This window comes from Polyangium fumosum (assembly GCF_005144585.1).
Classification (GTDB): domain Bacteria; phylum Myxococcota_A; class Polyangia; order Polyangiales; family Polyangiaceae; genus Polyangium; species Polyangium fumosum.
The window spans coordinates 1-11938 of the sequence record NZ_SSMQ01000144.1; the positions used below are offsets into that span (position 1 = coordinate 1).

Below are 11938 nucleotides of genomic sequence, written 5' to 3' on the forward strand. Positions count from 1 at the left end.
AAAACTGCGCACCGCGCAGTTTTTCAACCCGGGGTCCAGCGCCTCGCTGGTCCGGGGTCGAGGGGGCGGACATCTACAAGAATTTTCCCCCGCATCGACTGCGCTTCGCGCAGTCGATGCCCAGAGGTCCAGGGCTGGCCCTGGTCCGGGGTCGAGGGGGCGGACAGCCCCCCGCGGGGTCCGGGGCGGCGCCCCGGTCCGAGGCTCAGGCGCCGGCGCGCCAGAGGGCGTAGATGGCGCCCCAGGACATGGCGAGCAGGATGACGAAGAAGACGTAGGAGAGACGCTCGATGGTGCGGATGGACTTGCGGCTTGCGGCGAGGCCCCAGCCCATTGCGAAGGTGCCGAGGCCGTTGGCGAGGTGGTAGGCGACGCCGAGGGTGCCGAGGATGTAGACCACCAGGGTTGGCATGTGGTGGTGCATCTCGTGGGAGATGTCCGAGAAGGCTTCGGCGTGACCGAGCAGGAGGCGCGGGCGGAGCATGGCCAGCCAGATGTGGGCGCCGAGGAAGAAGAGCACGCCGATGGCGCTTGCGCGCTGGAGGATGTAGCGGAGGTTCGCGAAGTAGCCGTAGCGCTCGTTGTTTGGGCGCATGCTCTTGAGCCGGCTGAGGCCCCATACCGTGTGGATCACGAGGGGCAAGAGGACGACGAGGAGCGTGATTCCGTGCGCGACGGGGTGCGCGTGGTGGGTGACCGACGTTTGCCATGCCTCGGCGCCTTGGAAGGCGGCGAGGTTGTCCCATACGTGGTTCACGGTCCAGACGCCGAGGGGGGCCACGGCGAGGAGTGAACCGAGGCGCGAGGAGACGAACGTTCGGCGCGCGCCGCGGGAAGCATCGAGGATCTCGGCCGACATGCGCTCGCCTTAGTAGCTTTGCGCTGGAATGACAAGAGGGCTCGCCGCCCTCAGCCTCGGCCCCTCTCTCGCCGGGACAGGGGGGAGGGCGCGTCGAAGCGCGCGGCGCCGACCTTGCGCCGGGCTTCGTCGTCTGCGCCGCTGCCTTGGCCGAGGCCTGCGACGTCGGCCGGGACGACGGCGGCGGGGCCGAAGCGGTCGGCGATGCGGTCGAGGACCTGGTTGAGGCGCTTCGAGCGCTGCGCGCCTTGGTCGAAGAGTGGGAGCTGGCCTCCGCCGCGGCTGAGCTCGTGGGCTGAGACGCCTGTGAGACGAACGCGGCGGGACAGGGGGAGGCCGTCGAGCAGCACGAGGGCCGCGCGGTGCAGGACGGCTCCGTCGTCGGTGGGCTCGTCGAGTGTGGTCCGGCGCGTGAAAAGGGTGTGGTCCGAGAGCTTGATCTTCAGGACCACCGCCCGCGCGACGAGCCCCGCGCGGCGCAGGCGGCGGCCCACGCGCAGGGCCTGGGCGTGGACGTGCGGGGCGAGGGCGGGGGCGCCCTGGAGGTCCTCCTCGAAGGTGTCCTCGGCGCCGAGGGATTTTTGCTCGCGGTCCGGGACGACGGGGCGATCGTCGCCGCGGCCGGTCGCGAGGGCATGGATGTGCGGGCCGAGCTTGCCGAGCAGGACCCCGAGCGAGATCGGATCCCGCGCAGCGACGTCGCCGATGGTGTGCAGGCCCTGCGCGCGCAGGATCTCCTCGGTCTTCGGTCCGACGCCCCAGAGACGCGAGACGGGCAGGGGCGCGAGGAAGCGCGTCGTGTCCTCGTGCGGGACGATCCGCTGGCCGTTCGGTTTGGCGAGGTCGGAGGCGATCTTCGCGACGAGCTTCGAGGAGGCGACGCCGGCCGAGGCAGGCAGGCGCACTTCCTCGGCGATGCGCGCGCGGATGTGCGTGGCGATGGCCTCGCCGGTGCCGAAGAGCGCACGGGAGGCCGTGACGTCGAGGAAGGCCTCGTCGAGCGAGAGGGGCTCGACGAGGGGCGTGACGGATTCGAAGATGGCGTGGATCTGCTCGCTCGCCTCGGCGTACGCGGAAAAGCGCGGGGGGACGACGATCGCCGAGGGCGCGAGGACGAGCGCGCGGGCCATGGGCATGGCGCTGCGGACGCCGAAGGGGCGGACCTCGTAGGACGCGGCGAGGACGACGCCGCGGCGGGGGTGGCCGCCGACGATGACGGGGCGGCCGCGGAGGCGTGGATCGTCTCGCTGCTCGACGGAGGCGTAAAACGCATCCATGTCGACGTGCAGGACGACCCGGCTCATGGGCCCACGGTATGACACGGCCGGCGCCGCCGCGAGAATGTTCGCATCCGAAAAACGCGGCCGGGTACGCCCGCGCGCAGCGGCGGGCCCCAGTGTTGCTTCCTCGGCGAGGCAGGGGTTCGACAGGGGGTCTCGAGTCGTGGCGACGAGCGAGGTCGACATCGGCGCCGCGGCGCTCGACATCAGCGCCGAGGCGCTCGAGGAGTGCGCGCGGGAGCCGATCCACATCCCGGGCGCCGTGCAGCCGCACGGCGCCCTGCTCGCCGTGCGCGAGGATGATCTGCGGGTGGCGCAAGCAAGCGAGAACACCCGCGCCCTCGTCGGCGTGGACGCGCGCTCGCTCCTCGGCCAGCCCCTGCGGGCCTTCCTCGATCCGGGGTCGTGGGATCAATTCGATCGCGCCCTGCGGCAGCCCTCGCTCCGCAAGGAGAGCCCGCTCTTCCTGCGCTTCGCCGGGCTCGCCTTCACGGCGATGCTCTACCGCTCGGAGGGGCTCGTGGTGCTCGAGCTGGAGGCGTCGGGGCCGCCCGAGGAGAGCCGGATCGCCGGCACGCTGCAGGTGCTCCTCGCGCGGCTCTCGGGCGCGCGGACGGTCGTCGACCTGTTCCGCAGCGTGGCGAACGAGGTCAAGGGGCTCACGGGCTACGACCGGGTGATGATTTACCGGTTCCACGAGGACCTGCACGGCGAGGTCGTGGCCGAGGCGCGCGAGCCGGAGCTCGATCCGTACATGGGGCTGCACTACCCGGCCTCGGACATCCCCGCCCAGGCGCGCCGTCTGTACACGAAAAACCTCGTCCGGTGCATCCGCGACGTGGATGCGGTTGCTTCGCCCCTCGTGCCGCCCGAGAACCCGCGGACGGGCCGCCCGCTCGATCTCAGCGACGCGTGGCTGCGCAGCGTCTCGCCCGTGCATGTGCAGTACCTCCGCAACATGGGCGTGACCGCGTCGATGTCGATCTCGCTCCTCCGTGATGGAGAGCTGTTCGGGCTCGTCGCGTGTCATCACCGCGCGCCCCGGCTGCTCGTGCCGTCGATGCGCGGCGTGTGCGAGGTGCTCGGGCGCGTGACGTCGTTCCAGATGGAGTTGCTCGATCAGAAAGAAGCGGCAGAGCAATCGGTCCGCGCGAGCACGCTGGCGCAGCGCTACGTCGAGCAGGTCACGGCGCTGCTCGGCGCGTCGACCCACCGCGCGACCGCCAAAGGCGAGGCCGAGCGGGGCCTGCTCGGGCAGGTCCCTTCGCTGCTCGGGTTCGTGGAGGCGACGGGCGTGGCCGTGGTGGACGAGGCGCAGGTCGCGACGGCCGGCGTGACGCCCATGCCGGAGGATGTGCGGAGGATCGTAGCGTGGCTGCGGGAGACGATGAAGGAGCCGCTCTACGCGACGGACTCGCTCGGCGCGGCGCTGCCCTTCGCGCGCGCGCTCGCGCCCGTGGCGAGCGGGCTGCTCGCGACGTCGTTCAGCCCGGAGGGGCGGACGATGTCGATATGGTTCCGGCCGGAGATCGAGCGGACGCTCTCGTGGGCCGGTGATCCGCGGAAGCCCGTGTCGCGGGATCCGAGCACGATGCGGATCGAGCCGCGCCGCTCGTTCGAGGTCTGGCGGCAGACGGTGAAGGGGTGCGCGGAGCCCTGGAAGGCGTGGGAGATCGAGGCCGCGAGCGCGCTGCGGGCAGCGGTGGTGAGCATCGTGCTCGGGCAAGCGGCGGACCTCGCGCGGCTCGCGACCGATCTGCGGGCCGCCCTGCGCGCGCGGGACGATTTCCTCTCGGTCGCGTCGCACGAGCTGCGCACGCCGATCGCGACGCTGCGGCTGACGCTGGAGGCCCTGCAGCGCGCCACGGCGCGGGGCGGGGAGGGCGGGCTCAGCCGGGCGGACGCGATGCCGCGGATCGAGATGGCGATGCGGCAGGTGGAGCGGAGCGCGGCGCTCGTGGATCAGCTCCTCGACGTCTCGCAGCTCTCGTCGGGCAAGCTCTCGTTATCGTTCGCGGAGACGGATCTCGGGACGCTCGTGCGGCGGGTGGTCGAGCGGCTCTCGGTGCAGGCCGCGGCGGCGGGGTCGCTGCTGGAGGTGCGGACGGAGCCGGTGGTCGTGGGGCAATGGGACGAAGGGCGGCTCGATCAGGTGGTGACGAACCTGCTCACGAACGCGATCAAGTACGGCGCCGGGCGGCCGGTGACGATCGAGGTGAAGAGGCGTCGGGGCGAGGCCGAGCTCGTGGTGAGGGATCGGGGCATCGGCATCCCGGCGGAGGCGCAGGGGCGGATCTTCGAGCGGTTCGAGCGCGCGGTGCCGGCGAGCCATTACGGCGGCTTTGGGCTCGGGCTGTGGATCGTGCGGCAGTTCGTGGAGCAGATGGGCGGCCACGTGTCGGTCGCCTCGACCGAGGGGCAAGGCGCGACGTTCACGGTGTGCCTGCCGCTCGCCCGGAGCGCCGCGCCCGAGCCCGAGGGGGAGGGCCAGGGCGTTGCCGGGGCATGAACGCCGCGTGCTGGTGGTGGACGATGACGAGGATCTTCGCCGAACCGTGAAGATGGTCCTCGCAGAGGAAGGATACGCGGTCCTGGAAGCGGCCAACGGCGCCGAGGCGCTGACGCGGCTGCACGACGGGCCGCTGCCGGACGTGATCCTGCTCGACCTGATGATGCCGGTGATGAACGGGGAGCAATTTCGCCGCGCGCAGCGGGCCGATCCGGCGCTCGCGGAGGTGCCGGTCGTGCTGATGACGGCGGCGGGGTCGCGCGCGATCGAGCCGCTCATGGCGCTCGGACCGACGCGGGTGCTGCACAAGCCGGTGGGGCTCGAGCCGCTTTTGGAAGCGGTGGACGAGGTTTCGTCAGGGCGCGGCCGAAACGGGCGCGCGAAGTAGCTCGGGCTTCGGCGCAGGCTCGTACGCGACGACGATGGGGTCCTGGGGGCGGAGGGTGATCATCGGCAGGAGCGAGAGCGGGCGCCGTTCGAGGAGGCGGACGCGGACGCGGCGGAGGATCGTGGCGAGGACGATGGTCGCTTCGAGGAGGGAGAACTGGTTGCCGATGCAGATGCGAGGCCCGCCGCCGAAGGGATAATACGCAAAGCGAGGGAGCGAGCGTTCGAGGCCGCCGAGCCAGCGGTCGGGGAGGAAGCGCTCGGGCTCGGGGAAATACCGAGCGTCGCGATGATTGACCCACTGGCTGATCCAGAGCTGGGTGCCCTTGGGGATGCGGTAGCCGGCGAGGGAGGTCTCTTCGATGGCCTCGCGGCCGATGGCCCAGGCCGGCGGATACAGGCGCAAGGTTTCGAGGATGACGGCGCGGGCAAAGGGGAGGCGCGCGAGGTGCTCCGTGGTCGGGAGGGTGTCGCGGAGGACGGCGTCGCTCTCGGCGCGGAGGCGCGCCTCGACGTCGGGATGTTTCGAGAGCAGGACGAACGCATAGGAGAGGGCGAGGGCGGTGGTCTCGTGGCCCGCGAGGAAGAGGGTCATGAGCTCGTCGCGCATCTCGCGATCGGAGAGGCCACGGCCCGCGTCATCCTCGGCCGCGAGGAGCATGGAGAGCAGATCGGAGCCGCCGCCGCCGCGCGCCCGCCGCGCGCGGACGACGCCGAGCAGGACGTCGTCGAGGGTGGCAATGGCGTCGCGGGAGCGGCGGTTGCTGGGCAAAGGGAGGTGTTCGAGCCAGGGGAAGAGGGTGATCGAGCCGTCGCCGAACCGACCCACGACGACGTCGAGCGCGTGGGCGACGTCGGCGGCGCGGGGGCCGACGTCGCTGTCGAAGAGGGCCTTGGCGACGATTTCGAGGGTGAGGCGCATCATGTCGGCGTGGATGTCGCGGACTTCGCCGGGCTGGAGGGAGCGGGCGAAGCGGTCGGCGGCGAGGGCCATGTCGTTGCCATAGGCGGCGATGCGCTCGCGGTGGAACGCGGGGGCGAGGAGGCGGCGGTGGCGGAGCCAGATGTCGCCTTCGCTGGTGAGGAGGCCGTCGCCGAGGACACGGCCGAGGCCGCGGGTCATGCGGTCTTTCCAGAAGCGGCGGTGTTCGGAGACAAGGACACGGTCGATGTCCTCGGGTTCGCGGAGGAGGAAGGCTTCGATGGGGCCGAGGCGCATGCCGACGATGCGGCCGCGCGCAGCGAGGTTCATGAGGAAGCCGAGAGGATCCTGGCGGTAGGCGATGAGGTGGCCGGCGAGGGGAAGGGCGCCGGGGGCGAGGGGCGGCAGGGGGGCGGGCGGGGACATGCGGGCATCGTAGCCGGACGAATCGACCGGCGGAAGCGTTGACCTCGCTTCCGCGTCCGGACTCCGCACAAGCTCTGCCCCCTTTGTCGCCCCCTTGAAAACGGATATCGTCGATCGGATGAAAAAGACGGCCCTCCTCGCGCTTGCCATTGGCATCTTGGCTTGTGGCCCGAGCATTGAAATCACCGAAGCGGCTTCCACCGGGGCTCGCCCTCGCCCCGATGCATGCACGCCCGGTGCGGCTCTGAAGCTCACGTCGATCGACCGGAAAGAGCTCTCGCCGCCGCCTGCCCCGGTGGGCTCCATGGTCCTCGATCCCAAAACGAGCCGCGCGCTCATCATCGGCGGCATCTCGCTGAAGGGCGGCGGTCCTGCGAAACAGATCTCGGCGCTGGACCTCGCCTCGCTCGAGCACCACGTCCTGTCGCTCAAAGGCGATTCGGTCGAGGTGCCCACGTTCGCCGCGGCGATATGGGATCTTGAAAATGAACGTGCCGTCGTCATCGGCGGCACGGGAGGCGCCGCGGATCTGGCGCAGGTCTTTGCCGTACGTGTCGAAGGGGATGCGGCGATCATCGATCAACTCCCCGCGTTCCCGATCGGCTCTGCCTGGGCTCCTGCCGCCGCGTACGATCCCATTGGCAAAAGAGCCCTCGTGACAGCGCTCATCTATTCCGACGATCCAGCGCTCGCGCTCGCCTATCGCGTGACCTACGCGCTCGACCTTCGGCCAGGCGCCGAGAGTTGGTCGACGCTCGTGCCGGGGGAAGCCGGTCCGCCAGCGCCGCAGCCGGGCGAATTGCGGCAAATGGCTTATGATCCCGCGCTCGATCGGATGGTGATGGTCCGGAGCGGGCAGACGTCTGGGCCGGCTTTCGCGTGGGCGCTCGACCTTCAAAACCCCACGTCATGGATAGGTTTGGCGGGGACGCTCCCTGATCTCCCCGTGTCCAAGCCGTCGCTCCTCTGGGACGAGGTCTCGTGCTCGTTTCTCTCGTTCACGCGTACCCCGAATGCGTGTGGCTTCGACGCTTGGGCGATCGACGCCGCTGCCACGCTCCTCGCACCAAGTCCCCTCGGTAGCGCCATGTTTGGTCCCGGTGGGCCCGGAAATGGAAACGTCTTGCTCGATGCCCCTCGAGATCGGCTCCTGATCCTAGGCGGTAGCGATTGCACCGCCGAGGGGGACTTCCTGAAGACCGTCGAGATCGTCGGAATCGAGCAAGGTCCGTGACTGTCATTCAGCGATTCGACGCGCGGGGAAACAGGGTGGAACGAACGACCCGTCCCGTGTAGCATGGGCGGAGACACATGCCCCTCGAGAGCGTTCCCGCCACCGCCACCGCCAAAAGGCTCGTCGAGGTCCTCGAACGCGACGGCGCCGTCATCGTCGAGGGGCTCGCGGCTCCTGCGGCGATGCGCCGCATCGGCGATGAGCTTGCGCCTTGGCTCACACTGCCGATCGAAAAAAGCCCGCTCGGCAACGATCGCTTCAAGGGCATGAAGACGCTACGCACCTCGAGCCTGATCGCGAAGTCGCCAGGTTGCCGCGACCTCGCGACGACGCCACGCGTGCTCGAGGTGCTCGACCGCGTGCTCGGCCCACAATGCGCGACCTATCAACTGTCTTGGACGCAAGCGATTCGCATCGCGCCGGGCGAGGTCGCGCAGGTCGCGCACCGCGATACGAACATGTACCCGTTCGCGCGCCCCGGGCCTGAGTGCTTCGTGAATACGATTTGGGCGCTCACCGAGTTCACGAAAGAAAACGGCGGAACCGTCGTGTACCCCGGTAGCCATCTGTGGTCCGACGCGCGCGTGCCCACCCCCGACGACGAGGTCGCGCACGTCGAGATGGCGCCCGGTTCGGTCGTGATCTACTACGGCTCGGTGTTCCACGGCGGCGGCGCGAACGTGACGTCCGACCGCGATCGAATCGGCATCGGGCTTGCGTACACGCTCGGCTGGCTTCGCCAAGAAGAGAACCAGTACCTCGCGTGCCCGCCCGAGATCGCGCGCGATCTGCCCGAAGCGCTACGTGCCTTGATCGGCTACGCGGGGCACTACCCGTTCTTGGGTTGGCACGAGGGCGCCGACCCCGCGCTGCACAAGGGCGCGGGGCAACGAAGGAAGTACGCGACGAGTCTCAAGGGCAGGGGCTAAGAGCACCGAGAAGACAGCGGGGGCGGGAGCGGGAGCGCAAGCGCAAGCGCAAGCGCGAGCGCGAGGGGGACGGGGATTCAGGGGATCCCGCTCGGGGACGGCGATCGTACCGTCGTGCTCGGGCTCTTCAAGGCCTCGTCGTCCTCGTCGTCGTCGCGCTTCGCGCTCCGGGCGCCTCCGGGCGGTGCTGCGCAGCCTTCGGTCACGCCTCGTCGGACGAGAGGTCGCGGTGCTTACGGACGACAAGGGCGGCATCCAGCAGGTAGCCGCCGTCGCGGGTGATCAGCGCTCCTCGCAGCCCGAGGCCGCGAAGCACGGCCACCGCGTTGTGCAAGCGGTTCGCGGCGGCGCCCGGCAGGATGCGCTCGCCCGGCCAGCCTGCCTCGACGAGCTCGGCCACGGGCAACGGGTCCCCTGGCGCTGCCGCGTGACGCTCGGAGAGCCGCGCGAGGATCGCGGCCAGCACGTGGCGTCGATGAAGGCTCACCTTCTCGCCTTTCCCGAGGCAGAACCAGCGGCCGTTCGAATCGAGCTCGAGAGCCGGCTCGGGCGGAGGCGCCGAGATCGACCCTTCGTCGGGCGCGGGCAGGCAGGGCGGGAAGACGCCCGCCTCGCAGGCGGCGAGGGCGCGCTCGAGGGCAGGCGCGATGCCCAGCGCGGTGAGGCGTATCGGCCCCGTGGACAGATCGCCGAAGGAGGTGAGGCGACGGCGCGCGTCGTCGAGGCGAGCCCGCATCTCCTCCCAGCGTCCCTCCGTTGCGGCGCGTCGCGCGCGCGCGACGTCCAGGCACCCTTCGAGGAGGTGAACCTTGACCGCGACGACCGGGAGCGCGCTGTTCGCGCGTGCTTCGGCGAAATGGGCTTCGGCGCGCTCGAGGCGCCCCTCCTCGGCCTCGAGGACGCCGAGATAGGCGGCGATCACCTGCGTGGTCGACGGATACCTGCTCGAGGCCCGTTCGCGGATCATCCGGTCGACGATCGCCCGCAGGTCGGCGAACCGTCCCTGGCAGTGGAAGTAGTCCATCAAGTGCAGGAGCGAGACCTGATACGGGAAGCCGCCACCCTGCGCGCGAAGCTGCTCGCTCACCTGCTCGAGCCGGCTCGCGTCCTCCGCCCGTCCGAGGAAGAGCTCCAGCGCGCGGGCGTGCAAATTCGCCACCGCTTCGAGCATCGGCGCGCCTGCCTTCTTCGCGGCGGCGCGCGTCAGCTCGGCGGCCTCGAGCGCACGCTCGAGCTCGCCCGAGACCATCCTCCGGATGATGAGGCTCCCCAGCGCGACGGTCCTCTCGCGTAGGTCTTCCAGCTCCTCGACGAGCGCAAGGATCTCGGCGGGGCCGAGCACCTCGTCGTCGGGCCCGCAGAGCACCATGGCCAGAGCCGCGCGATCGCCGTGGAGGCGCGCCGCCGCCACGGCTTGCCGGTAGTAATGCCCGCCCGCCTGAGGCTCGGTCTGGTAGATCGAGGCGGCCGCCAGCGCGACGAGGATGGCCACCTCGGCGCGCCGATCGCCCTCCTGCCGCGCGAGCGACAGGGCGCACTTCAGATCCGGGCGCGTGTCCGTCCACGGGTAGCTCATCCAGTGGGCCTCGGCGCGCATGCGCAAGTACCGGATCCGCAGCTCGGGCGTCGCGGCCTGCTCGCACATGGATACGTCTTCGAGCAGGTCGACCCGCGCCTGCAGCGGCCCCACCCGCGCGAACAACGCGTCGAGGGCGAGCGCGGCGCGGAGCGCGAGCGCGTGCTCCTTCACACGCCGGCGCACGACCTGGATGATGTTGCTCGATTCCAGGGCGAGCTGCTCCAGCCCGAGCGCGAAGCCCGCCCCCGAGGTCAGGGCCCAGGCCTCGGCCGCCTCGACGAAATGGCGGCTGTGTCTTCTTTCGGCCCGCGCGCAGCTCGCCTCGTCGAGCTTGCCTGCCGCATAGACCCGCAGGCTCTCGAACATGCCGAAGCGCGTACGGTTCGATGGGCCCGGCAACACGTAGCGACGGAGCAGCGATTTGTGGCAAAGGGCCGCGAGCACGTCGAGCACCGGGGGCGCTTCGGGGTGAGGGGTCAGGTCGAGCACCGCTTCTGCGGCTTGAAGGGAAAAACCGCCGCGAAACACGGAGCACTGGGCGAAGGCTGCCTTTTCCCAGGGCATGAGCAGATCGAAGGACCCGTCGATCGCCCGCTCCAGGGTCTGGTGGCGCTCGGGAGCGCCCCTCCGGGCCGTCCGCAGGAGCCCGAAGGGGGCTCCGAGCCGCGTGTCGATTTCGGACGGGAGCAGGATCGCCGTCCGCGCGGCGGCGAGCTCGATGGCCAGCGGGATCCCCTCGAGATGCTCGACGATCCGGAGCACGGCGTCCCGCTCCACGCCCGTGATCGCGAGGTCGGGGCGCACGAGACGCGCGCGGTCCTCGAAGAGCCGCACCCCTTCTTCCTGCGTGAGCGGCTGGATCTCGAAGGAGACCTCTTCCTCGAGCCGGAGCGCCTCACGGGAGGTCACGATCAGGGTGGCGAACGGCGCCATCACCAGCCAGCGGCCGAGGGTGCTCTCGGCGTGCTCGACGACCTGCTCGAAGTTATCGAGCAGGAGGACCATGGGCCCGCGTGCCGCGAGCGCATGCCCGATCTGGGCGACGGTTTCGTCAACGTCCACGTCGCGCACCAGCGACAAGCCGAGCAGCCGGGAGACGATCGCGATCACGCTGCCCCGGGTCGTGGCCGTGGTGAGATCGAAGAAGTGAACGCGCGCGCCCTCGTCTACGAGCATGCCGCCGAGGCGCCGGAGCAGGCGTGTCTTGCCGAGCCCCGGCGCGCCGAGGATGGTCACGAGGCGCGCACCATCGTCGAGGTAGGCCTTGAGCTGACGGATGGAGTCCGCGCGGCCCACGAAGCTCGAGCGCTCGACGCGCCAGCTCGGCGCCACCGCGCTGGACAGCTTCCTCCACATATCCGGCGGGCTTGGTGCGCCCATCACGTCGAACGCGTCTTCGAAAGCTTTGCTGTGCATCATGAGGCCGCGCGCTCGGGCGAGTCCGAACCGCCCGCGCGAAGACCGGAGGCTTGCAGTCCCCTTCCATCGTTTGCAAGGCCGAGCACGTCTCCCTCGCGTCGAGAGGTGCTCTAGCTCGCGCGCAGCATCGTTCGGGAGCGCCCCACGTCGCAGCGCACGACCCGGCGGCGCGCGCGCTGCCCGAGAGACCCACCAGCCCGAGGCGCTGGACGGCGTCGCGTACGCGGGTCACCCGTCGATGAGGCACGGCCGGGGCGCTGCCCCGGGCCCCGCGGGGGCTCTTCGCCCCTCGACCCGAACCAGGGCCAGCCCTGGACCCTTTGGGGAAGAACTGCGCGATGCGCAGTTCTTCCCACAGGCCGTTGGGACCGCGTTGCCGGCTGAACCGTCAGCG

General features: G+C 70.4%; 8 protein-coding genes. 4 read left to right on the forward strand and 4 right to left on the reverse strand.

All coding sequences use genetic code 11. The annotated features are described in order from the left end of the window. Window positions 1-205: 205 nt before the first annotated feature. Together E8A74_RS50755 and dinB are read right to left on the reverse strand one after the other, a co-directional pair. The gene (locus E8A74_RS50755; RefSeq protein WP_136936430.1) at window positions 206-859 is read right to left on the reverse strand and encodes a succinate dehydrogenase/fumarate reductase transmembrane subunit; all 654 of its coding nucleotides are present in this window, start codon (window positions 857-859) and stop codon (window positions 206-208) included. Between the two features lie 50 nt (window positions 860-909). After that, on the reverse strand, window positions 910-2163 hold the full coding sequence (gene dinB / locus E8A74_RS50760; protein ID WP_136936431.1) for a DNA polymerase IV: 1254 nt from the start codon (window positions 2161-2163) through the stop codon (window positions 910-912). Between the two features lie 139 nt (window positions 2164-2302). On the opposite strand from dinB, the gene E8A74_RS50765 reads away from it, so the two are divergent. Then, window positions 2303-4648 (forward strand): ATP-binding protein, encoded by a 2346-nt coding sequence (locus tag E8A74_RS50765; protein ID WP_170230008.1) that lies wholly within the window; start codon window positions 2303-2305, stop codon window positions 4646-4648. A 16-nt stretch (window positions 4649-4664) separates the two neighbouring features. Further along, a complete protein-coding gene (locus tag E8A74_RS50770; RefSeq protein ID WP_420814245.1) occupies window positions 4665-5036 on the forward strand; it encodes a response regulator in 372 nt (123 codons plus the stop codon). Here the strand turns inward: E8A74_RS50770 and E8A74_RS50775 are convergent. Beyond that, the gene (locus E8A74_RS50775) at window positions 5004-6383 is read right to left on the reverse strand and encodes a cytochrome P450 (protein WP_170230009.1); all 1380 of its coding nucleotides are present in this window, start codon (window positions 6381-6383) and stop codon (window positions 5004-5006) included. The two genes, E8A74_RS50770 and E8A74_RS50775, sit on opposite strands and share 33 nt — an antisense overlap. A gap of 118 nt (window positions 6384-6501) precedes the next feature. Here E8A74_RS50775 and E8A74_RS53690 point away from each other — a divergent pair, with 118 nt between their 5' ends. Both E8A74_RS53690 and E8A74_RS50785 read left to right on the forward strand, forming a co-directional pair. Next, on the forward strand, window positions 6502-7617 hold the full coding sequence (locus E8A74_RS53690; RefSeq protein ID WP_170230010.1) for a hypothetical protein: 1116 nt from the start codon (window positions 6502-6504) through the stop codon (window positions 7615-7617). 77 nt (window positions 7618-7694) lie between these two features. Then, window positions 7695-8546: a phytanoyl-CoA dioxygenase family protein gene (locus E8A74_RS50785; protein WP_136936436.1), complete on the forward strand. Its 852-nt coding sequence runs from the start codon at window positions 7695-7697 to the stop codon at window positions 8544-8546. A 202-nt stretch (window positions 8547-8748) separates the two neighbouring features. Here the strand turns inward: E8A74_RS50785 and E8A74_RS50790 are convergent, their stop codons facing one another. Next, window positions 8749-11544, reverse strand: a complete 2796-nt coding sequence (locus tag E8A74_RS50790; RefSeq protein ID WP_136936437.1) for an AAA family ATPase — start codon at window positions 11542-11544, stop codon at window positions 8749-8751. Between the last annotated feature and the right edge of the window lie 394 nt (window positions 11545-11938).

What these genes read in the sequence shown, in the direction of transcription:
- E8A74_RS50775 (WP_170230009.1), bottom strand. Translation starts at nt 6,383, where the DNA reads ATGTCCCCGCCCGCCCCCCTGCCGCCCCTCGCCCCCGGCGCCCTTCCC.
- E8A74_RS50785 (WP_136936436.1), top strand. Translation starts at nt 7,695, where the DNA reads ATGCCCCTCGAGAGCGTTCCCGCCACCGCCACCGCCAAAAGGCTCGTC.
- dinB (WP_136936431.1), bottom strand. Translation starts at nt 2,163, where the DNA reads ATGAGCCGGGTCGTCCTGCACGTCGACATGGATGCGTTTTACGCCTCC.
- E8A74_RS50790 (WP_136936437.1), bottom strand. Translation starts at nt 11,544, where the DNA reads ATGATGCACAGCAAAGCTTTCGAAGACGCGTTCGACGTGATGGGCGCA.
- E8A74_RS50755 (WP_136936430.1), bottom strand. Translation starts at nt 859, where the DNA reads ATGTCGGCCGAGATCCTCGATGCTTCCCGCGGCGCGCGCCGAACGTTC.
- E8A74_RS53690 (WP_170230010.1), top strand. Translation starts at nt 6,502, where the DNA reads ATGAAAAAGACGGCCCTCCTCGCGCTTGCCATTGGCATCTTGGCTTGT.